This is a genomic window from Streptomyces sp. NPDC005302 (assembly GCF_040607345.1).
Taxonomy (GTDB): Bacteria; Actinomycetota; Actinomycetes; order Streptomycetales; family Streptomycetaceae; genus Streptomyces.
Genome location: NZ_JBEXGN010000009.1, coordinates 190,345 through 212,261 on the forward strand (window position 1 = coordinate 190,345; position 21,917 = coordinate 212,261).

Annotated in this window: 18 protein-coding genes; 15 read left to right on the forward strand and 3 right to left on the reverse strand. The window is 70.7% G+C overall.

Annotated features, from left to right (window positions below):
* Positions 1-359 precede the first annotated feature (359 nt).
* Positions 360-1,778: a sugar porter family MFS transporter gene (locus ABZT74_RS16295; RefSeq protein ID WP_355867870.1), complete on the forward strand. Its 1,419-nt coding sequence runs from the start codon at positions 360-362 to the stop codon at positions 1,776-1,778.
* Between the two features lie 133 nt (positions 1,779-1,911).
* On the opposite strand, the gene ABZT74_RS16300 is transcribed toward ABZT74_RS16295, so the two are convergent.
* Entirely contained in the window at positions 1,912-2,880 is a 969-nt protein-coding gene (locus tag ABZT74_RS16300; RefSeq protein WP_356169729.1) for an LLM class flavin-dependent oxidoreductase, read from the reverse strand.
* Positions 2,881-3,083: 203 nt separating this feature from the next.
* On the opposite strand from ABZT74_RS16300, the gene ftsY reads away from it, so the two are divergent.
* On the forward strand, positions 3,084-4,286 hold the full coding sequence (gene ftsY, locus ABZT74_RS16305) for a signal recognition particle-docking protein FtsY (RefSeq protein ID WP_355867876.1): 1,203 nt from the start codon (positions 3,084-3,086) through the stop codon (positions 4,284-4,286).
* A gap of 113 nt (positions 4,287-4,399) precedes the next feature.
* Here ftsY and ABZT74_RS16310 read toward each other — a convergent pair whose 3' ends face one another.
* The gene (locus ABZT74_RS16310; RefSeq protein ID WP_355867879.1) at positions 4,400-5,062 is read right to left on the reverse strand and encodes a bifunctional DNA primase/polymerase; all 663 of its coding nucleotides are present in this window, start codon (positions 5,060-5,062) and stop codon (positions 4,400-4,402) included.
* A 445-nt stretch (positions 5,063-5,507) separates the two neighbouring features.
* Here ABZT74_RS16310 and ABZT74_RS16315 point away from each other — a divergent pair, with 445 nt between their 5' ends.
* The 6 genes from ABZT74_RS16315 to ftsH all read left to right on the forward strand — a co-directional run bounded on the left by ABZT74_RS16315 (position 5,508) and on the right by ftsH (position 15,414).
* Positions 5,508-6,983: a hypothetical protein gene (locus ABZT74_RS16315; protein ID WP_355867882.1), complete on the forward strand. Its 1,476-nt coding sequence runs from the start codon at positions 5,508-5,510 to the stop codon at positions 6,981-6,983.
* Between the two features lie 415 nt (positions 6,984-7,398).
* Positions 7,399-8,739 (forward strand): ammonium transporter, encoded by a 1,341-nt coding sequence (locus tag ABZT74_RS16320; protein ID WP_355867885.1) that lies wholly within the window; start codon positions 7,399-7,401, stop codon positions 8,737-8,739.
* Positions 8,736-9,074, forward strand: coding sequence for a P-II family nitrogen regulator (locus ABZT74_RS16325; RefSeq protein WP_081219652.1), 339 nt, complete (start codon positions 8,736-8,738; stop codon positions 9,072-9,074). Before ABZT74_RS16320 ends, ABZT74_RS16325 begins: the two co-directional genes overlap by 4 nt.
* Positions 9,075-9,129: 55 nt before the next feature.
* Positions 9,130-11,586, forward strand: coding sequence for a [protein-PII] uridylyltransferase (locus ABZT74_RS16330; protein WP_356435508.1), 2,457 nt, complete (start codon positions 9,130-9,132; stop codon positions 11,584-11,586).
* Positions 11,587-11,770: 184 nt separating this feature from the next.
* The gene (gene ffh, locus ABZT74_RS16335) at positions 11,771-13,324 is read left to right on the forward strand and encodes a signal recognition particle protein (RefSeq protein ID WP_355867892.1); all 1,554 of its coding nucleotides are present in this window, start codon (positions 11,771-11,773) and stop codon (positions 13,322-13,324) included.
* 155 nt (positions 13,325-13,479) lie between these two features.
* Positions 13,480-15,414: an ATP-dependent zinc metalloprotease FtsH gene (gene ftsH / locus ABZT74_RS16340; RefSeq protein ID WP_355867895.1), complete on the forward strand. Its 1,935-nt coding sequence runs from the start codon at positions 13,480-13,482 to the stop codon at positions 15,412-15,414.
* A 33-nt stretch (positions 15,415-15,447) separates the two neighbouring features.
* Here the strand turns inward: ftsH and ABZT74_RS16345 are convergent, their stop codons facing one another.
* Positions 15,448-16,305, reverse strand: coding sequence for an SAM-dependent methyltransferase (locus tag ABZT74_RS16345; RefSeq protein WP_355867899.1), 858 nt, complete (start codon positions 16,303-16,305; stop codon positions 15,448-15,450).
* Positions 16,306-16,504: 199 nt separating this feature from the next.
* Here ABZT74_RS16345 and proS point away from each other — a divergent pair, with 199 nt between their 5' ends.
* The 7 genes from proS to rplS all read left to right on the forward strand — a co-directional run bounded on the left by proS (position 16,505) and on the right by rplS (position 21,853).
* Complete coding sequence (proS, locus tag ABZT74_RS16350; RefSeq protein ID WP_356169737.1) at positions 16,505-17,920, forward strand: proline--tRNA ligase; 1,416 nt, start codon at positions 16,505-16,507, stop codon at positions 17,918-17,920.
* A gap of 251 nt (positions 17,921-18,171) precedes the next feature.
* Positions 18,172-18,768 (forward strand): hypothetical protein, encoded by a 597-nt coding sequence (locus ABZT74_RS16355; RefSeq protein WP_355867905.1) that lies wholly within the window; start codon positions 18,172-18,174, stop codon positions 18,766-18,768.
* A gap of 418 nt (positions 18,769-19,186) precedes the next feature.
* A complete protein-coding gene (rpsP, locus tag ABZT74_RS16360) occupies positions 19,187-19,606 on the forward strand; it encodes a 30S ribosomal protein S16 (RefSeq protein ID WP_355867908.1) in 420 nt (139 codons plus the stop codon).
* Positions 19,607-19,608: 2 nt separating this feature from the next.
* Positions 19,609-19,848, forward strand: coding sequence for an RNA-binding protein (locus ABZT74_RS16365; protein ID WP_003973401.1), 240 nt, complete (start codon positions 19,609-19,611; stop codon positions 19,846-19,848).
* Between the two features lie 117 nt (positions 19,849-19,965).
* On the forward strand, positions 19,966-20,550 hold the full coding sequence (gene rimM / locus ABZT74_RS16370; RefSeq protein ID WP_356169740.1) for a ribosome maturation factor RimM: 585 nt from the start codon (positions 19,966-19,968) through the stop codon (positions 20,548-20,550).
* A complete protein-coding gene (gene trmD / locus ABZT74_RS16375) occupies positions 20,550-21,371 on the forward strand; it encodes a tRNA (guanosine(37)-N1)-methyltransferase TrmD (RefSeq protein ID WP_356435511.1) in 822 nt (273 codons plus the stop codon). Before rimM ends, trmD begins: the two co-directional genes overlap by 1 nt.
* Positions 21,372-21,502: 131 nt before the next feature.
* On the forward strand, positions 21,503-21,853 hold the full coding sequence (gene rplS, locus ABZT74_RS16380) for a 50S ribosomal protein L19 (protein WP_081219662.1): 351 nt from the start codon (positions 21,503-21,505) through the stop codon (positions 21,851-21,853).
* Positions 21,854-21,917 lie beyond the last annotated feature (64 nt).

The window sequence follows — 21,917 nt, forward strand, 5'->3', positions numbered from 1 at the left end:
TTCCCGGGTGCTGATGGACGCGGTGTGCCCCGTGCCCGCACCGGTCGCCGGCTCCCGTGTTCCGAGTGTCACATCGGTGTACCTCCCACGGAGTTACTGCCGAAGCTTCGGGGGCAGAAGGCCTTGTGTTGAGCCGTACGAGGGTCAACTGTTCAAGTCTTGAACACAGCAGCACACGTTTGGGCGCAGAACCTCACAGCATCCCCATTATTGACTTCGCATCTTGAAGGCATAGTCTCTGCAACGTTGCTTTTACCTTCAGGTGGTGGGCGGCGTGAAGTTGTGCGCCACTGATACCACCATCGAAGGGTTTCGCCCCCCACCCCCGGCAGCGAGGCCGGTGGCCCGAGGAGTTTTACGTGACCAGCGCAGCGCAGGCACCCCCACCGGCAGCCAGGCCGGCTCATCCCGAACATCTCGGGCACGTCATCTTCATCGCGGCCGCGGCCGCGATGGGCGGTTTCCTGTTCGGTTACGACAGTGCCGTCATCAACGGCACCGTCGAGGCCATCCGCAGCCGTTACGACATCGGCTCCGCGGCGCTGGCCCAGGTCATCGCAATCGCCCTGATCGGCTGTGCCATCGGCGCCGCGACCGCCGGCCGCATCGCCGACCGCATCGGCCGCATCCGCTGCATGCAGATCTCCGCGGTCCTGTTCACCATCAGCGCCGTCGGCTCGGCCCTGCCCTTCGCGCTGTGGGACCTCGCCTTCTGGCGCATCATCGGCGGATTCGCCATCGGCATGGCCTCCGTCATCGGCCCCGCCTACATCGCCGAGGTCTCCCCGGCGGCGTACCGCGGCCGGCTCGGCTCCTTCCAGCAGGCGGCCATCGTCGTCGGCATCGCCATCTCGCAGCTCGTCAACTACGGCATCCTGCAGGCCGCCGACGGCGACCAGCGCGGCGAGCTGATGGGTCTGGAAGCCTGGCAGGTCATGCTCGGCGTCATGGTCATCCCGGCCGTCCTCTACGGTCTGCTGTCCTTCGCCATCCCCGAGTCGCCGCGCTTCCTGCTGGAGGTCGGCCGCAGGGACCGTGCCCGCGAGGTGCTCAAGGAGGTCGAGGGCGACCACATCGACCTGGACGCCCGCGTCGCGGAGATCGAGCAGGCGATGAAGCGGGAGCACAAGTCGAGCTTCAAGGACCTGCTCGGCGGCACCGTCTTCTTCAAGCCGATCGTCTGGGTCGGTATCGGCCTCTCGGTCTTCCAGCAGTTCGTCGGCATCAACATCGCGTTCTACTACTCCGCGACGCTGTGGCAGTCGGTCGGCGTCGACCCGACGGACTCGTTCTTCTACTCGTTCACCACGTCGATCATCAACATCGTCGGCACCGTGATCGCCATGATCTTCGTGGACCGCATCGGCCGTAAGCCGCTCGCCCTCATCGGCTCGGTGGGTATGGCGATCGGTCTCGGCCTGGAGGCATGGGCCTTCTCCTACGACCTGGTCGACGGCAAGCTGCCCGCCACCCAGGGCTGGGTCGCCCTGATCGCCGCCCACGTCTTCGTCCTCTTCTTCGCCCTCTCCTGGGGCGTCGTGGTCTGGGTCTTCCTCGGCGAGATGTTCCCGAACCGGATCCGCGCCGCCGCTCTCGGTGTCGCCGCCTCCGCGCAGTGGATCGCCAACTGGGCCATCACCGCGAGCTTCCCGTCGCTGGCCGACTGGAACCTCTCGGGGACCTACATCATCTACACGGTGTTCGCCGTGCTCTCCATCCCCTTCGTGCTCAAGTTCGTCAAGGAGACGAAGGGCAAGACCCTGGAGGAGATGGGCTAGCCCCACCCGCGTCACCGGGCGCCCCGCGCGGGCCCCGGTGGCTCCCCGAAGCTCGGGGAGAAGGGCCAAGTCCCCGCTGCCCCTCTCCTCGTACTCGTAAAGAGGGCGTCCTGCCCCGGCTCGGACCGAAAGGTCAGGCGAGCCGGGGCAGTACGTTTTCGCAGAACAGCTGGAGACTGCGCCAGCCCTCGTCCAGGGGCATCCCGCCGGACAGCGGATGCAGGACGAGGTTGTCGAGGCCCAGCTCCACGCACTGGCCGGGCGTCAGGATGCGGTAGACGCCCTCGGCGCGCAGCTCCTCGACCGTCGTGGCCGCCGACTTCACCGCCGAGCGGATCTCGCCGGACTGCCAGGAGGCGTACGTCCGTGCCTCGTGCAGGAAGTGCGTCCCGTACTCGGCCCAGGCGCGGTCCGGGTCCTCGGCGATGTGCAGCAGCGGGGTCTCGGCGCCGGGCATCATCGTCCAGCCCTCGGTGCCGTACTCGACGAGCCGCTCCTTGTAGTACGCCTCCAGCTCGGGCAGGTGCGCGCTCGGGAAGAACGGCAGCCCGAGCCGGGCGGCACGCCGGGCCGCCGCCCGGGAGGAGCCGCCGACGAGCAGCAGCGGGTGCGGATCGGAGAACGGGCGCGGGGTGACCCGAACGGTACGGCCCCGGTAGTCGAACTCCTCGCCCGTCCAGGCCTTCAGCACCGTCTCGAGCAGCTCGTCCTGGAGCCTGCCGCGCTGCTTCCAGTCGACGTCGAAGAGGGCGTACTCCTCGGGCCGGTAGCCGATGCCGGCCACCGTCACGAGCCGCCCGCCGCTCAGCAGGTCCAGTACGGCGATGTCCTCGGCCAGGCGCAGCGGGTCGTGCAGCGGTCCGATGACCGCCGAGACGGTGACCGCGACGTTCCGGGTCGCCCCGAAGACGGTGCCCGCGAACGCGAACGGTGAGGGCAGCCAGTTGTTGGCGACGCCGTGGTGCTCCTCGGTCTGCACCGTGGTGACGCCGCGGTCGTCGGCGTACCGGGCCATCTCGACGGCCGCCTTGTAGCGGGCGCTCAGCGAGGCGGGGGTGGCGCCGGGTTCGACGAGGTTGAAGCGCACGACCGTAACGGGCATGGGGAGCCCCCCTTCGTGTGTGGTGGGGGACGGTAGCTGACGGTACGTCAGGTAGCCATAGCGGCGGAGGCCGGAATCGGGCGCGAGCGGGGAGCGGCACCCGGGCTCCGCCCGGCTCCGGATCCTCGTACGAAACGACAAGAGTTCCTCTGCGCGGGGGAAAATCCCTCCCGCGCGGGCGATGACTGATACTGGGGGACGTTATGGAAACCGTCATCCTTGCTGTAGTCATCGCCGTGGTCGTGATCGGCGCGCTCGGCGGGCTCGTCGTCGGCAGCCGCAAGCGGAAGCAGCTGCCCCCGCCGCCCCCGTCCGCCCCCGACATCACCGCCCCGCCCGCCGAACCGCACGTCGGCGACGAGGCCGAGACGCCGCGCGACGAGTCGCGCCGAACGATAGAGGAAGTGGATCTCCCCGACCGCTCGGCGGATGCGCCGGTCGTCGTGGAGGAGCCTCCGACCGCTCCCGGGATCGAGATCCCGGAACCGACCGCCGGCCGCCTCGTGCGCCTGCGCGGCCGGCTCTCCCGCTCGCAGAACGCGCTCGGCAAGGGGCTGCTCACGCTGCTCTCGCGCGAGCACCTCGACGAGGACACCTGGGAGGAGATCGAGGACACGCTGCTGACCGCCGACGTCGGCGTGCAGCCCACCCAGGAACTGGTCGACCGGCTGCGCGAGCGCGTCAAGGTGCTCGGCACGCGCACCCCGGACGAGCTGCGCGGCCTGCTGCGCGAGGAGCTGCTCCAGCTGCTCGTCCCGGAGTTCGACCGCGAGGTCAAGACCGACTCGAACCTCGACACCCCGGGCATCGTGATGGTCGTCGGAGTCAACGGCACCGGGAAGACCACCACCACCGGCAAGCTCGCGCGGGTGCTCGTCGCCGACGGCAAGAACGTCGTGCTGGGGGCCGCGGACACCTTCCGCGCCGCCGCCGCCGATCAGCTCCAGACCTGGGGCGAGCGCGTCGGCGCCCGTACGGTGCGCGGCCCCGAGGGCGGCGACCCCGCCTCGATCGCGTTCGACGCGGTCAAGGAGGGCATCGAGGAGGGCGCGGACGTCGTGCTCATCGACACCGCAGGCCGGCTCCACACGAAGACCGGTCTGATGGACGAGCTGGGCAAGGTCAAGCGCGTCGTCGAGAAGCACGCCCCGCTCGACGAGGTGCTGCTCGTCCTCGACGCCACCACCGGTCAGAACGGCCTCATCCAGGCCCGCGTGTTCGCCGAGGTCGTCGACGTCACCGGCATCGTGCTGACCAAGCTCGACGGCACGGCGAAGGGCGGCATCGTCATCGCGGTCCAGCGCGAGCTGGGTGTGCCCGTCAAGCTGGTGGGGCTCGGCGAGGGCGCGGACGACCTGGCGCCGTTCGAGCCGGAGGCGTTCGTTGACGCCCTTATCGGAGAGTGAGCATCCGCGCGAACGCGTAGGTGCCCGAAGAAGCGCCCGCCTCCCGAGACGTACTCGGGGGACGGGCGCTTCGTCGTACGGACGGTGGTGGGGTGAGGGGCGGCTCGGGCCGGTCAGACCCGCGACCGGTGGGCCACGTAGGCGAGCGTGCCGAGCAGCAGACGGGCCTGGGGCGGGTTCGTCGCCGAGTCGAGGGCGGGGGCGCGCAGCCAGCGGACCGGGCCGAGCCCGGCGCGGTCGGAGGGCGGGGCGGTGACGAACGTGCCGCGACCGAGGCCGTGCAGGTCGAGGGAGGCGTCGTCCCAGCCCATCCGGTACAGCAGGCGGGGGAGTTCGGCGGCGGATCCGGGGGAGACGAAGAAGTGGGCGCGGCCGTCCGGGGTGGCCGCGACCGGGCCGAGCGGCAGACCCATCCGCTCCAGGCGCACGAGCGCCCGGCGCCCCGCGGGCTCCGCGACCTCGATCACGTCGAACGCGCGGCCGACCGGGAGCATCACCGCGGCACCCGGGAATCCCGCCCAGGTGCCGGTCGCCTCGTCGAGCGTCGCGCCGGCCCGGATCGTCGGGGCGAAGTCGAGGGGATGCGCTCCGGGCGCCGCACAGTCGGTCCTGCCGCACGAGCACGTGCCCGACGCGGCCCGGGCGCCCGGGACCACGTCCCAGCCCCACAGCCCGGTGTACTCGGCGACCGCGGTGCACTCCGACGAGCGGCCGCGGCGTCGTGTCCCGGTCCGGATGTCGCGCATCGTCCGACTGCTGCCGATCGTGAAGCCCATGCCCCCTCCAACGGGTCCGACCCACCAGTGGTTACGTGACGGAGCCGGTTTGTCACGCTCTGCTTCCGGCTACCCGTTGCCGCGCGGTCCAGGCGGCGCCCTGTCGCACTCCGGGTGGTGCGCCCGATTTCGCGCGCCCCGGCGTACACCGTTCCATCCATCCCCGATGATGCCGTGTCAAGTGAATCGCGATCAGCGCGGACGGAGTTCATTCGAAGGGGTGGCGAATGGTGGCGATTCACGGATCGCCATGGCTGGAGGGGTGATCGTAGGATTACTTTGTGTGCACGAGACCTGGGAACGTCGCACTCGTGGGTATGCCAAGGGCAAGTCGGCTTCCCGTTCGAAGGGTGACAACTGGCGGACGGGCGGCCGTATTTACCGGCATTCTGATAGGGCTTGGCGCACAGCGGCGGCGAGTGGGTTCAGGGATGGGGGCGTTCCAGTGGGCGGCAACGGCGGAGGCGGGACGAACGCTGAGAAGCGCCCCAACGAGCTGCTCGGCTCGTGGTTCGTGCGCAGTGGCTGGTCCAAGGGTGAGCTGGCGCGTCAAGTGAACCGCCGGGCGCGCCAGTTGGGGGCCAACCACATCTCCACGGACACCTCCCGGGTGCGCCGCTGGCTGGACGGGGAGAACCCGCGTGAGCCGATCCCGCGGATCCTGTCCGAGCTGTTCTCCGAGCGGTTCGGCTGTGTCGTCGCCGTCGAGGACCTCGGTCTGCGCGCGGCCCACCAGGCGCCCTCCGTGTCGGGTGTCGACCTGCCCTGGACGGGCCCCCAGACCGTCGCGCAGATCAGCGAATACTCGCGCAGCGACCTGATGTTGGCGCGCCGGGGCTTCCTCGGCAGCTCGCTCGCGCTCGCCGCCGGCCCGGCCCTGATCGAGCCCATGCAGCGCTGGCTCGTGCCCACCTCGCTGGCCCAGCAGGAGGAGCCCGAGCCGCCGGCCTCGGCCCGCCGCGGCGGCCGGCTCTCCAAGCCGGAGCTGGACCTCCTGGAGTCCACCACGGTGATGTTCCGCCAGTGGGACGCCCAGTGCGGTGGCGGCCTGCGCCGCAAGGCCGTCGTCGGCCAGCTCCACGAGGTGACGGACCTGCTCCAGGAGCCGCAGCCCGCCGCCACCACCAAGCGCCTGTTCAAGGTCGCCGCCGAACTCGCCGAGCTGGCCGGCTGGATGAGCTACGACGTGGGTCTCCAGCCCACCGCCCAGAAGTACTTCGTGCTCGCCCTGCACGCCTCGAAGGAGGCGGGCGACAAGCCGCTGGGCTCGTACATCCTCTCCAGCATGAGCCGCCAGATGATCCATCTCGGGCGGCCCGACGACGCGTTGGAGCTGATCCACCTCGCGCAGTACGGCAGCCGCGACTGCGCGAGCCCGCGCACCCAGTCGATGCTGTATGCGATGGAGGCCCGCGCGTACGCCAACATGGGCCAGCCCGGCAAGTGCAAGCGTGCCGTGCGGATGGCCGAGGACACCTTCTCCGACGTGCACGAGTGGGACGACCCGGACCCCGACTGGATCCGCTTCTTCTCCCAGGCCGAGCTGTACGGCGAGAACTCGCACTCCTATCGTGACCTCGCCTACGTGGCGGGCCGCAGCCCCACCTACGCGTCCATGGCCGAGCCGCTGATGCAGGAGGCGGTCGACCGCTTCGGCAAGGACCCCGAGCACCAGCGTTCGTACGCACTCAACCTCATCGGCATGGCCACCGTGCACCTGCTGCAGCGGGAACCCGAGCGGAGTGCGGAGCTGGCCCTGGAAGCCCTCAGGATCGGCAAGAAGGTCCGCTCCGAGCGCGTCAACACTCGTATCCGAAAGACGGTCGACACCGCGGTCCGCGACTTCGGGGAGCTGGCCGAGGTCGTCGACCTCACCGCCCAGCTGGCCGTCGACCTGCCCGAGACCGCAGAGGCGGTCTGACCCCGGGCCGCCGAGGCGGCCCCACCCCGTGCCCCGGCCATGGCCGGCCGTCCCGAAACGCCCGACTCGGCTCCCCCGTGCCAGGTCATCGGACGGCCCGCCGTGGCCGGTCCCGCGCTCTGCCCGGCCCACCCGGTGGACCTCCCCGCGAACCCCGCCTGGAGCCCCGTGGACGCGTCCACAGCGGGTCGCGACCGCCGCCGCCGAAGATTGCGTCACGATAACGATCGACGCGAACACAATCCGGCAGTTCATGAACGCGTAACACGCGGAGTGCCTTCGTCACTGGTGCGAAACATCGAGGGCCGTCGACGGAAACGGCGCTGCGCCAATCTCATGGCGCATAACCGGCCCACCCCTCACGCCCACTCAGGCTTCGCCCGCACGGGGCCGTACCAACGACGAGGAGACGCCGATGGCACCAGCCATCACCCTTGCCGCAGAGGCGCCAAAGCTCTCTGCAGCCAACACAGGGTTCATGCTCATCTGTTCCGCTCTGGTGCTGATCATGACGCCCGGCCTCGCCTTCTTCTACGGAGGCATGGTCCGCGTCAAGAGCACCCTCAACATGCTGATGATGAGCTTCATCAGCATGGGGATCGTCACCATCCTGTGGGTGCTGTACGGCTTCTCCCTCGCCTTCGGCACGGACAAGGGGTCGTTCATCGGCTGGACCTCCGACTGGGTCGGCCTCAGCAACATCGGCCTGACGGAGCTGTGGCCGGGCTACACCATCCCGGTCTTCGTCTTCATGGTCTTCCAGCTGATGTTCGCGATCATCACGCCCGCGCTGATAAGCGGCGCGCTCGCCGACCGCGTGAAGTTCACCGCGTGGTCGCTGTTCATCGCCCTGTGGGCGACGGTCGTGTACTTCCCGGTCGCCCACTGGGTCTGGGGCACCGGCGGCTGGGCCTTCGACCTCGGTGTGATCGACTTCGCCGGTGGTACGGCGGTCCACATCAACGCGGGTGCCGCGGCACTCGGCGTGATCCTCGTCATCGGCAAGCGCGTCGGGTTCAAGAAGGACCCGATGCGTCCGCACAGCCTCCCGCTGGTGATGCTCGGTTCCGGCCTGCTGTGGTTCGGCTGGTTCGGATTCAACGCCGGCTCCTGGCTCGGCAACGACGACGGCGTCGGCGCGCTGATGTTCGTCAACACGCAGGTCGCCACCGCCGCCGCCATGCTGGCCTGGCTCATCTACGAGAAGATCCGGCACGGCGCGTTCACCACGCTGGGCGCCGCCTCCGGCGCGGTCGCCGGTCTGGTCGCCATCACCCCGTCCGGTGGTGCGGTCTCCCCGCTCGGCGCGATCGCGGTCGGCGCCATCGCCGGTGTCCTGTGCGCCATGGCCGTGGGCCTGAAGTACCGGTTCGGCTACGACGACTCGCTCGACGTCGTCGGCGTCCACCTCGTCGGCGGTGTCATCGGCTCCCTGCTCATCGGCTTCTTCGCCAGCGGTCACGGCCAGTCCACGGTCGAGGGTCTCTTCTACGGCGGCGGGCTCACCCAGTTCTGGAAGCAGTGCGCCGGCGTCTTCGCCGTCCTCGGCTACTCCCTCGTCGTCTCCGCCATCCTCGCCTTCCTCATCGACAAGACCATCGGCATGCGGGTCACCGAGGACGAGGAGATCACCGGCATCGACCAGGCCGAGCACGCCGAGACCGCATACGACTTCAGCGGCGCCGGCGGCGGCTCCGTTGCCCGGACCGCCGCGCCCGCCCCGTCCGACACGGACACCAAGAAGGTGGACGCATGAAGCTCATCACCGCCGTCGTGAAGCCTCACCGGCTCGACGAGATCAAAGAGGCCCTGCAGGCCTTCGGGGTTCACGGACTGACGGTCACCGAAGCGAGCGGCTACGGTCGGCAGCGGGGACACACCGAGGTCTACCGCGGTGCCGAGTACACCGTGGACCTCGTTCCCAAGATCCGTATCGAGGTGCTGGCCGAGGACGACGACGCCGAACAGCTCATCGACGTCGTGGTGAAGGCGGCCCGTACCGGCAAGATCGGTGACGGCAAGGTCTGGTCCGTCCCGGTCGAGTCGGCGGTCCGGGTCCGGACCGGGGAGCGCGGCCCCGACGCGCTCTGACCGGTCGTACTCCGACCGGCCTGCACGAAGGAAGAAGAAAGACAGGAGTCGCTGGGTGACGAGTACCGACACACGTACGGAAGCAGAGGACTCGGGACCCAGCGGCTACGCGGCGGCCCGGCTGCGTCTCCTCCAGGAGGGGGCGCGGTCCGGGCCGCCGCGCCGTGCGGCCCTCGCCGAACTCACCGACGACTGGCTGACCGGCCTGTTCACCGCCGGGGCCGAGGGCATGCGCGGGGTCTCCCTCGTCGCCGTCGGCGGCTACGGCCGCGGTGAACTCTCCCCGCGCAGCGACCTCGATCTGCTGCTCCTGCACGACGGCGGGGACTCCGGCGGGATCGCCGCCCTCGCCGACCGCATCTGGTACCCCGTCTGGGACCTCGGCCTCGCCCTCGACCACTCCGTCCGCACGCCGGCCGAGGCCCGCAGGACCGCCGCCGAGGACCTCAAGGTCCAGCTCGGCCTCCTCGACGCCCGCCACCTCGCCGGTGATCTCGGCCTCACCGCCGGACTGCGCACGGCGATCCTCGCCGACTGGCGCAACCAGGCACCCAAGCGGCTGCCCGAGCTCCAGGAACTGTGCGCCGAGCGCGCCGAACGCCAGGGCGAGCTGCAGTACCTCCTCGAACCGGACCTCAAGGAGGCGCGCGGCGGACTGCGCGACGCCACCGCCCTGCGCGCCGTCGCCGCCTCCTGGCTCGCCGACGCGCCCCGCGAGGGACTCTCCGACGCCCGCCGCCGCCTCCTCGACGTCCGGGACGCCCTGCACCTCGCCACCGGCCGCGCCACCGACCGCCTTGCCCTCCAGGAGCAGGACCAGGTCGCCGCCGAACTCGGCCTGCTCGACGCCGACACCCTGCTCCGCCAGGTGTACGAAGCCGCCCGCGTCGTCTCGTACGCGAGTGACGTCACCTGGCGCGAGGTGGGGCGCGTGCTGCGGTCGCGTGCCGTGCGACCCCGGCTGCGCGCCATGCTGGGCGGCGGCTCCAAGCCCGCCGCCGAACGCTCGCCGCTCGCCGAGGGCGTGGTCGAGATGGACGGCGAGGTCGTGCTCGCACGGGCCGCCCGTCCCGAGCGCGACCCGGTCCTCCCGCTGCGCGCCGCCGCCGCTGCCGCCCAGGCCGGTCTCCCGCTGTCCCTGCACGCCGTACGGCGCATGGCGGCAGCGGCGCGCCCGCTGCCCTCGCCCTGGCCCGCCGAGGCGCGCGAGCAGCTCGTCACCCTGCTCGGCTCGGGCCGCCCGACCGTCGAGGTCTGGGAGGCGCTGGAGGCCGAGGGCCTGATCACCCGGCTGCTGCCCGACTGGGAGCGGGTCCGCTGCCGGCCCCAGCGCAACGCCGTCCACATCTGGACCGTCGACCGCCACCTCATCGAGACCGCCGTCCGCGCCTCCGAACTGACCCGCCGCGTCGGCCGCCCCGACCTGCTCCTCGTCGCCTCCCTGCTGCACGACATCGGCAAGGGCTGGCCCGGGGACCACTCCGTGGCCGGCGAGATCATCGCCCGTGACGTGGCCACCCGCATCGGCTTCGACCGCGCGGACGTCGCCGTGCTCGCCACCCTGGTACGCCACCACCTGCTGCTCATCGACACCGCGACCCGCCGTGACCTGGAGGACCCCGCCACCGTCCGCTCGGTCGCCGACGCCGTCGGATCGCAGGGCACCCTCGAACTGCTCCACGCGCTCACCGAGTCGGACGCCCTCGCCACCGGCCCCGCCGCCTGGTCCACCTGGCGCGGCTCCCTCGTCGCCGACCTGGTCAAACGGGTCGCGGCCGTCCTCGCAGGAGACGCCCCCGAGGAGCCCGACGCCGTGGCGCCCACGGCCGAACAGGAACGGCTCGCGATGGAGGCCTTCCGCACCGGCGGACCCGTCCTCGCCCTGCGCGCCCAGACCGAGCCGGTCGACCCCGGGACCGAGGCCGTGCCGGACGACCCCGAGCCGCTCGGGGTCGAGCTGCTCATCGCCGTCCCCGACCAGCCCGGGGTGCTCCCCGCGGTGGCCGGCGTCCTCGCCATGCACCGTCTGACCGTCCGCACCGCCGAGCTGCGTGCCCTGGACCTGCCCGACGAGGTCGCGGGCTCGGTCCTGCTGCTCAACTGGCGCGTCGCGGCCGAGTACGGCTCCCTCCCGCAGGCCGCCCGGCTGCGCGCCGACCTCGTGCGCGCGCTGGACGGCTCCCTCGACATCGCCGGGCGGCTCGCCGAGCGCGACGCCGCCTACCCGCGCCGCCGCGGGACCGTCGCCCCGCCGGCGCGCGTGACGGTCGCCCCGGCCGCCTCACGGCACGCGACCGTCATCGAGGTCCGCGCCCACGACGCCCCCGGACTCCTGCACCGCATCGGGCGGGCCCTGGAGAAGGCGCACGTCCGGGTGCGGAGCATGCACGTCTCCACCCTCGGAGCGAACGCCGTGGACGCCTTCTACGTCACCGGTACCCAGGGCGCGCCCCTGCCCGCGGAGGAGGCGGTGTCGGTGGCGCGCGCCCTGGAGGAGGCGCTGCGGGAGTGAGCGGGGGAGCGGGTCCGGCCGCCCGGGCCGTGCGGCGTTCCCCCGGGCGCCGACCGTCCCGTACGTACGGCTACGAGGTGCCATAGGTCTCTCGTATGAACGCGGTGGAGACCCCACCGCACGCGGCCAGATACCCTGGAGGGCGAATCCCTTCGCCCCCGACCCCTGAGGACCGACGAGCGCCGTGTTCGATACTCTCTCCGATCGCCTCTCAGCGACGTTCAAGAACCTGCGGGGCAAGGGCCGACTGTCCGAAGCGGACATCGACGCCACCGCACGCGAGATCCGTATCGCGCTCCTCGAAGCCGACGTGGCCCTCCCGGTCGTGCGGACCTTCATCAAGAACGTCAAGGAACGCGCGCTCGGTGCCGAGGTCTCCAAGGCGCTGAACCCGGCCCAGCAGGTCCTGAAGATCGTGAACGACGAGCTCGTCACGATCCTGGGCGGCGAGACGCGCCGTCTGCGGTTCGCCAAGAACCCGCCCACCGTGATCATGCTGGCGGGTCTCCAGGGTGCCGGTAAGACCACCCTCGCCGGAAAGCTCGGCAAGTGGCTCAAGGACCAGGGTCACTCCCCGCTCCTCGTCGCCGCCGACCTCCAGCGCCCGAACGCGGTGAACCAGCTCAGCGTGGTCGCCGAGCGCGCGGGCGTCGCCGTCTACGCTCCCGAGCCGGGCAACGGCGTGGGCGACCCGGTCAAGGTCGCCAAGGACTCCATGGAGTTCGCGAAGACCAAGGTCCACGACATCGTGATCGTGGACACCGCCGGCCGCCTCGGTATCGACCAGGAGCTGATGCGGCAGGCCGCGGACATCCGCGACGCCGTCAGCCCCGACGAGATCCTGTTCGTCGTCGACGCGATGATCGGCCAGGACGCGGTCAACACCGCCGAGTCCTTCCGTGACGGCGTCGGCTTCGACGGCGTGGTGCTCTCCAAGCTCGACGGTGACGCCCGCGGTGGCGCCGCCCTGTCGATCGCCTCGGTCACCGGCAAGCCGATCATGTTCGCGTCGAACGGCGAGAAGCTCGACGACTTCGACGCCTTCCACCCGGACCGGATGGCCTCCCGCATCCTCGACATGGGTGACCTCCTCACCCTGATCGAGCAGGCGGAGAAGACGTTCAGCCAAGAAGAGGCCGAGCAGATGGCCTCCAAGCTGGCGTCCAAGAAGGGCCAGGACTTCACCCTGGACGACTTCTTGTCCCAGATGGAGCAGGTCCGGAAGATGGGCAGCATCAGCAAGCTGCTCGGCATGCTTCCCGGCATGGGCCAGATCAAGGACCAGATCAACAACCTCGACGAGCGCGACGTCGACCGCACGGCCGCCATCATCAAGTCGATGACCCCGGCCGAGCGCCACGAGCCGACGATCATCAACGGCTCGCGCCGCGCCCGTATCGCCAAGGGCTCCGGTGTCGAGGTCAGCGCGGTCAAGGGGCTGGTCGAGCGGTTCTTCGAGGCCCGCAAGATGATGTCCCGCATGGCCCAGGGCGGCGGTATGCCGGGCATGCCGGGGATGCCGGGCATGGGTGGCGGCCCCGGCCGTACCAAGAAGAAGCAGAAGCAGGCCAAGGGCAAGCAGCGCTCCGGCAACCCGATGAAGCGCAAGCAGCAGGAGGAAGAGGAGGCGGCCCGCCGTGAGGCCGGCGCCCAGGGCGGCAACGCCCTCGGCCTCCCGCAGCAGAGCGCCCAGGAGGACTTCGAGCTGCCGGACGAGTTCAAGAAGTTCATGGGCTGACGTCCGTCCCACGCGGACCCGCTCGTACGACACCCCCTGGGGGCGTCCCTCTCCGCAGGGGCGCCCCCAGCGGCGTACTCCGAGGCTCCGCGCAGCGGTGTTCCGGCCGTACGAGCGCGGGTGCCGCCGTTCGTCTTGTGTCGTAACGTCCGGATATGAGCAACCCCGTTCCGCCGCGCAAGGCACCTGAGAAGCCGTGGCGTACCGAGGGCACGCCGCCCGAGCCGACACCGCCGCCCTCCGGCAGGCGGAAGATGCCCGGCGGCTGGTGGAGCCTGGCGCTGGCCGCTCTCGTCGTGTTCCTGATCGCCAACCTGGTCCTGTCGTTCTTCAACGAGGGCGACGAGCCGACGATCTCGTACACCGAGTTCAGCAAGCAGGTGGGCGAGGGCAACGTCACCAAGATCTACTCCAAGGGCGACGCGATCCAGGGGCAGCTCAAGAAGTCCCGGGACAAGCCCGACGGCGACGGGACGTACACCAAGTTCAAGACCCAGCGCCCGGTCTTCGCGGACGACAAGCTCTGGGAGAACCTGGAGCAGCACGACGTCACGGTGACCGCCTCGCCGGTGGTCCAGCAGCGCAGCCTGCTCTCCAACGTGCTGATCTCGCTCGCCCCGATGCTGCTGCTCGTCGTCCTGTGGATCTTCATCGCCCGGCGGCTCAGCTCCGGCATGGGCGGCGCGGGCGGCATGCTCGGCCGCAAGGCACCCCCGAAGCCGGTCGAACTGGTTCCCGGCGGCAAGCGCACGACGTTCGCCGACGTGGCCGGGATCGACGAGGTCGCGGGTGAACTCAACGACGTCGTGGACTTCCTCAAGAACCCCGACGCCTACCGCCGGATGGGCGCCAAGATGCCCCGTGGGGTGCTTCTCGCCGGTCCGCCCGGCACGGGTAAGACCCTGCTCGCGCGGGCCGTCGCGGGGGAGGCGGGCGTCCCGTTCTTCTCGGCGTCCGCCTCCGAGTTCATCGAGATGATCGTCGGCGTCGGCGCCTCGCGCGTCCGGGAACTGTTCGCCGAGGCCCGCAAGGTGGCCCCGTCCATCATCTTCATCGACGAGATCGACACCATCGGACGGGCCCGCGCGGGCGGCTCCGGGATGGGCGGCCACGACGAGCGCGAGCAGACCCTCAACCAGATCCTCACCGAGATGGACGGCTTCTCCGGCTCGGAGGGCGTCATCGTGATCGCCGCCACCAACCGCGCGGACATCCTGGACCCCGCGCTCACCCGCCCGGGCCGCTTCGACCGGGTCGTCAGCGTCTCGCCGCCCGACCGCGACGGCAGGGCGGCGATCCTGGAGATCCACACCCGTCAGATCCCGCTGGCCCCCGACGTGGACCTGGAGCAGGTCGCCCGGACGACCCCGGGCATGACCGGCGCCGATCTCGCCAACCTCGCCAACGAGGCGGCCCTCCTCGCCGTCAAGCGCGACCAGGACCAGGTGACCCAGGGCGACCTCTCCGAAGCGCTCGAAAAGGTCCAGCTGGGTGCCGAACGCCCGCTCGTCATGCCCCTCGACGAACGCCGCCGCACCGCGTACCACGAGAGCGGCCACGCCCTGCTCGGCATGCTGCACCCGGGCGCCGACCCGGTCCGCAAGATCACCATCGTGCCGCGCGGCCGCGCCCTCGGCGTCACCCTCTCGACCCCGGACGCGGACCGGTACTCGTACACCGAGGAGTACCTGCGCGGCCGGATCATCGGCGCCCTCGGCGGCATGGCCGCCGAGCACGTCGTGTACGACGTCATCACCACCGGCTCGGAGAACGACCTCGAACAGGTGACCAGACTCGCCCGCGGCATGGTCGCCCGCTGGGGCATGAGCGAACGCGTCGGCCGGATGTCCGCGCTGCCCGACGACGCCCAGCAGGCGTACGGCCTGGCGGCCGCCCCGAGCACCCTCGACTCCATCGACCACGAGATGCGCCGCATCGTCGACGAGTGCTACGAGGAGGCCTGCGGCAAGCTCCGCGAACACCGGGGACAGCTGGACGCCCTGGCCGAGGCGCTCCTCGCGAACGAGACGCTGGACGAGGCGGAGGCGTACCGGATCGCCGGCGTACCCCGCATGGCGAAGGACGCCTGACCGAGGCGGGGACCGGCCCGTGCCGGCGCCCGTTCAGACCGTCCGGGCGATGAGGTAGCGGAACACGTTGGGCATCCAGACCGTCCCGTCCCCGCGCAGATACGGGTGCAGGGCCTCCGCGACCTCCTTGTCGACCTGGGCCTGGTCGGTCGCGTCGACCGCCGCGTCGAACAGTCCCGTGGACAGCAGTCCCCGCACGGCGCTGTCGACGTCCGCGTACCCGAACGGGCAGGCCACCCGGCCCGAACCGTCCGGCCGTAACCCGGCCCGCTGGGCGACGTCCTCCAGGTCGTCCCGCCGAGCGGCACGCCAGCCGGGCGCGGTGCGCAGCGGATCGGCGAGCTTGCGGGCCACCCGCAGCACGGCCGAGGTGCTGCACCGCTCCGGTGGCCCCCAGCCGACGAGCACCACGGGAGTCCCGCGCCCGGTCAGCGGCGCCGCCGCGGCGAGCTGGGAGGCGAGCCCCTCGGAGTCGCCGGCCACGCAGCCGATCGGCTCGAAGGAGGTCACCACGCTGTACGGAGGATCTCCCTCGACGGCCGCCTCCCCGGGAGGCCCGGCCACCAGGCGGGTCCCCGTGTGCGCCCGCGTGGTCCGCTCCCCCGGCAGCAGTCGTTCCCGCGCCAGGGCCAGCCGTTCGGGTGACGCGGAATCGACCCCCGTGACCGCGGCGCCGCGGGTGCGTGCCATCAGCAGGGCCAGTCCCGCCCCGCAGCCGAGCCCGAGCAGCCGCGTCCTGCCGCTCACTTCGAGTCGTTCGTGGACGGCCTCGTAGAGCGGCACCAGCATCCGCTCCTGGATCTCGGCCCAGTCACGCGCGCGTGCGGCACGGTCCGTGCGGGGCGGTGGGCCCGCGTGAGGAAGGTGCTGCCGCACGAGTGTCGGTGTCATCGAAAGTGCCCCAATCAGCCGAGAGTTGCCGCCGGGCCCCGATTCCTTCGCCCCCGCGCAGTAGGCCCGCACTCCCCCCGTATGTCAGGTAACTCCGCCCTCGTCGTGTCGTCCAGGGGTTGCGGGGGCCCGTTTGCTCCCCGGCCGTGAACGTCGCGAGAATTCACATCCCGGCAACGTGGGCCCGTACCATCGCCGCATGGCAAAGGCACCCGTTCTCACGCCCCGGGCGGACGACTTCCCGCGGTGGTACCAGGACCTGATCAACAAGGCGGAGCTGGCCGACAACGGGCCGGTGCGCGGCACCATGGTCATCAGGCCGTACGGGTACGGGCTCTGGGAGCGCATGCAGCAGGAGCTGGACGCCCGCATCAAGGAAGCGGGTGCCCAGAACGCGTACTTCCCGCTGTTCATCCCGCAGTCGTACCTGACCCGGGAGGCGGAGCACGTCGAGGGGTTCGCGCCCGAGCTCGCGGTCGTCACGCACGGCGGCGGCAAGGAGCTGGAGGAGCCGGTCGTCGTCCGGCCCACCTCCGAGACGATCATCAACGCCTCCTTCTCCAAGTGGGTGCAGAGCTACCGCGATCTGCCGCTGCTGATCAACCAGTGGGCGAACGTGGTCCGTTGGGAGATGCGCCCGCGGGTGTTCCTGCGGACGACCGAGTTCCTCTGGCAGGAGGGCCACACCGCCCACGCCACCTACGAGGACGCCCGGGACTACGCCGCGTACATCCACAAGGACGTGTACGCCGACTTCATGGTCGATGTCCTCGGCATCGACGTCGTGCTCGGCCGCAAGACGCCCAGCGAACGGTTCGCGGGCGCGATCAACACCCTCACGCTCGAAGGCATGATGGGCGACGGCAAGGCCCTCCAGATGGGCACCAGCCACGAGCTGGGGCAGAACTTCGCGAAGGCCTTCGACACCCGGTACCTGTCCAAGGACGGCAAGCAGGAACTCGTCTGGCAGACCTCCTGGGGGTCCTCGACCCGCATGGTCGGTGGCCTGATCATGTCGCACGGCGATGACAACGGGTTGCGGGTGCCGCCGCGCCTCGCCCCCGTCCAGGTCGTCGTCCTCGCGATCAAGGGGGACGAGGCGGTTCTGGCCAAGGTCCACGAGATCGGCGACCGGCTCAGGGCCGCGGGGGTACGGGTCCAGGTCGACGACCGCACGGACACCCCCTTCGGACGCCGCGCCGTCGACTGGGAGCTCAAGGGTGTCCCGGTACGCGTCGAGGTCGGTCCCCGTGACCTGGAGAGCGGCACCGCGATGCTGGCCCGCCGCATCCCCGGGGGCAAGGAACCCGTCGCCGTCGAGGCGCTCGCGGCCCTGCTCCCCGGCGTCCTCGAGGAGGACCAGGCGCTGCTGCTGAGGCAGTCGCGCGAGCGCCGCGAGTCCCGCACGTCCGACGTGTCGACGACCGAGGAGGCCGTGGAGGCCGCCGTCGCGGGCGGCTGGGCGCGCATTCCGTGGGCCGACCTCGGCGAAGAGGGCGAGGCCAGGCTCGCCGAGCACGCGGTGACCGTACGGTGTCTGGTCGCCGAGGACGGGTCGGTGCCCGACACCGACGACGCACCCGGTAACGTCGCCGTCGTCGCCCGCGCCTACTGAGCCGGCCGCGAGCGCGACCGAAACACCTCTTGCGCATCTGCCGACCACAGGTACCCCGGTACGCGGACACCGTCTACGTGCCGGGGCGTACGTGACCCTACGTACCGCCTTGGTATGAGCTGTGATGCTTCTCCGCAGATCAGCGCACCCGCCCTCGTCAGGACGCATCAGCGGCAACTGACGGGTACGTGCAAATTATTTGGGATGCCCCGGAATAGGAACACAGAGGCACCCACGCTCGTTGTCATTACGTGAGCACGACACCACCTGTTCTCGCCGCAGAGCTGGCAGGGGCGTGGGCCGACATTCAGCGGCACCACCCCGAGCTGCCCGATCTTGCCGCGCCAGAGTCCCTGATCGGGGAGTCGTCGTCCGCCTGCGGACACGAACTCTCCTTCGAGCGACTGCTTCACGAAGCAGTCCACGGCATCGCCGCCGCGCGCGGAGTCCGCGACACCTCGCGCGCCGGCCGGTATCACAACCGCAGATTCCTCGCGATCGCCGAGGAGTTGGGCCTCGACCACCCCGAAGAACCGCATCCCAGCAGCGGCTTCTCGTTGGTCACGCTCAACCCCGAGGCCAAGCGCCGTTACCGTCCGACGATCGAGCGGCTCCAGCGCGCGTTGAAGGCCCACACGGCCGCCACCGCCGCCGACACCGCCCGCTCGTTCCGCGGCCCGGCCGCCCGTCACGGTTCCTCCGGGGGAGGCGTCCGCGTGAAGGCCGTCTGCGACTGCGGGCGCAACGTCCGCGTCGTCCCGTCGGTCCTCGCGCAGGCGCCGATCGTGTGCGGGGGGTGCGGCAAGCCCTTCCGGATTCCGGAGGTGGTCGGCGCGGCAGCCGGCTGATCCGGGTGCTACACCGGCATCTCGTGGGTGCCGGCCCAGCACACGCGGTCCGCGGCAGTCGTGCCTCCCTCACCGTCCCAGGGCGGTGGGGGACCTCAGGAGGCACCCGTGCGCGCGGACCACACCGTCCCGACAACAGCAGACGACCGCCGCCGACCGGCGACATCCGCCCGGACCGACCCGGGCCGGCGTCACCTGACGGGCACCCGAGAGACCGCCGGGTGCCCGTCAGGTGTGGGCCGGCTCACCCTCGGTCGGGGGGATCCGCGGGATGTGGCAGAATGGTCAGCTGTACTCGACAGCCGCACAGGACCCCTCTCTCCTCCGGCTGACGCGTCCATCGGACACTCGGGTACCGCAACCCCACGCGGCCATCTCGTCGTGTCCAACCCCGTCAAGACCAGGAGACACCACTTCCGTGGCAGTCAAGATCAAGCTGAAGCGTCTGGGCAAGATCCGTTCGCCTCACTACCGCATCGTCGTCGCCGACTCCCGTACCCGCCGTGACGGCAGGGCCATCGAGGAGATCGGTCTGTACCACCCGGTCCAGAACCCCTCGCGCATCGAGGTCGACTCGGACCGCGCGCAGTACTGGCTGGGTGTCGGCGCGCAGCCGACCGAGCCCGTCATGGCCATCCTGAAGCTGACCGGCGACTGGCAGAAGTTCAAGGGCCTGCCCGCCCCGGCTCCGCTGCTCGTGGCCGAGCCGAAGGCCGCGCGCCCGCTGTTCGACGCCCTCGGTGGCGACGACACGGGCAAGGGTGAGGCCATCACCCAGAAGAAGAAGGCTGAGAAGAAGGACGAGGCTCCGGCCGAGTCCGAGTCGACCGAGGCCTGAGCATGCTCGAGGAGGCTCTCGAGCACCTCGTGAAGGGCATCGTCGACAACCCCGACGACGTGCAGGTCGCCTCGCGCAACCTGCGCCGCGGGCGCGTTCTCGAGGTTCGGGTGCACCCCGACGACCTCGGCAAGGTGATCGGTCGCAACGGCCGCACCGCGCGCGCTCTGCGGACCGTCGTGGGTGCCATCGGCGGCCGCGGTGTCCGTGTCGACCTCGTCGACGTGGACCACGTCCGCTGACGTAGCACGCAGCACCGGCTCGGGCCGGGGAGGGCTTACGAGCCGTCCCCGGCCCGAAGTCGTCTGCGCACCCCGTACGAAGCATTGCCGTCGGTACACGACAGGAGATCAAGCACAGTGCAGCTGGTAGTCGCTCGCGTCGGCCGCGCCCACGGCATCAAGGGCGAGGTCACCGTGGAGGTCCGCACCGACGAGCCGGAACTGCGGCTCCCTCCCGGTGCCGTCCTGCTCACCGATCCGGCCTCCGCCGGCCCGCTGACCATCGAGACGGGCCGCGTCCACAGCGGCCGTCTCCTGCTGCGCTTCGCCGGCGTACGCGACCGGAACGGCGCCGAGGCGCTGCGCAACGTCCTGCTGATCGCCGAGGTCGACCCGGACGTGACTCCGGAGGACCCCGAGGAGTACTACGACCACCAGCTGATGGACCTGGACGTGTTCACCACGGACGGCGCCGCGGTCGGCCGGATCACCGAGATCTCGCACCTGCCCTCGCAGGACCTGTTCGTGGTCGAGCGGGAGGACGGCACCGAGGTGCTGATCCCGTTCGTCGAGGAGATCGTCGTCGAGATCGACCTGGAGGAGCAGCGGGCCGTCATCGACCCGCCGCCCGGCCTGATCGACGACCGCGCGGAGATCGTCTCCTCCCGCGACGCCGAGGAGGACGCCACCGGCGACGAGGGCGCCGCGGGGGCGGACGCCTGATGCGGCTCGACGTCGTCACGATCTTCCCCGAGTACCTGGAACCCCTGAACGTCTCGCTCGTCGGCAAGGCCCGCGCGCGCGGCCAGCTGAACGTGCACGTGCACGACCTCAGGGACTGGACGTACGACCGCCACAACACGGTCGACGACACCCCCTACGGCGGCGGTCCCGGCATGGTCATGAAGACCGAGCCCTGGGGCGACGCCCTGGACTCCGCCCTCGCGGACGGCTACGAGACCGGCGCCCACGGGCCCGTCCTCGTCGTCCCCACGCCCAGCGGACGCCCGTTCACCCAGGAACTCGCCGTCGAACTCTCCGAGCGCCCCTGGCTGGTCTTCACGCCCGCGCGCTACGAGGGCATCGACCGCCGCGTGATCGACGAGTACGCGACCCGGATGCCCGTCTACGAGGTGTCCATCGGCGACTACGTGCTCGCCGGCGGGGAGGCGGCCGTGCTCGTCGTCACCGAGGCCGTGGCCCGGCTGCTGCCGGGTGTGCTCGGCAACGCCGAGTCGCACCGGGACGACTCCTTCGCCCCCGGCGCCATGGCCAACCTCCTGGAGGGGCCGGTGTACACCAAGCCCCCGGAGTGGCGCGGGCGCGAGATCCCGGAGGTGCTCGTCAGTGGCCACCACGGGAAGATCGCCCGCTGGCGCCGCGACGAGGCCCTGCGCCGTACGACGGCGAACCGGCCCGATCTCATCGGCCGCTGCGACCCCTCCACCTTCGACAAGAAGGACCGCGAGATGCTCTCGATCCTCGGCTGGCGGCCGGGTCCCGACGGCCGATTTGGGCGCAGCCCCGAGGCCGTGGAAGAATAGGCCGCTGCTCTTTGTCGTCCGGCGTGCGCCCCTGCCACAGGGGGACACGACGCCCGTCCCGACGAGGCAGCACCATCCCGGAATCCTCTCCCGTCGATGACCTGTGGCATTGGCGAAGAAAGCAGACACACATGACTCACCTGCTCGACAACGTCGACAGCGCGTCGCTGCGCACCGACATCCCGGCGTTCCGCCCGGGTGACACCGTCAACGTCCACGTCCGCGTCATCGAGGGCAACCGCTCCCGTGTGCAGCAGTTCAAGGGCGTAGTCATCCGCCGCCAGGGCGCCGGTGTCCGGGAGACCTTCTCGGTCCGCAAGGTCTCGTTCTCCGTCGGCGTCGAGCGCACCTTCCCGGTGCACACCCCGATCGTCGAGAAGATCGAGGTCGTCACCCGTGGTGACGTGCGTCGCGCGAAGCTGTACTACCTCCGTGACCTGCGCGGCAAGGCCGCGAAGATCAAGGAGAAGCGCGACCGCTGAGCCCGTTCCGCCGACGTGATACGTCGGCGACCGAGCCGGTAAGAAGGCGTCTCATGGAGGCCGG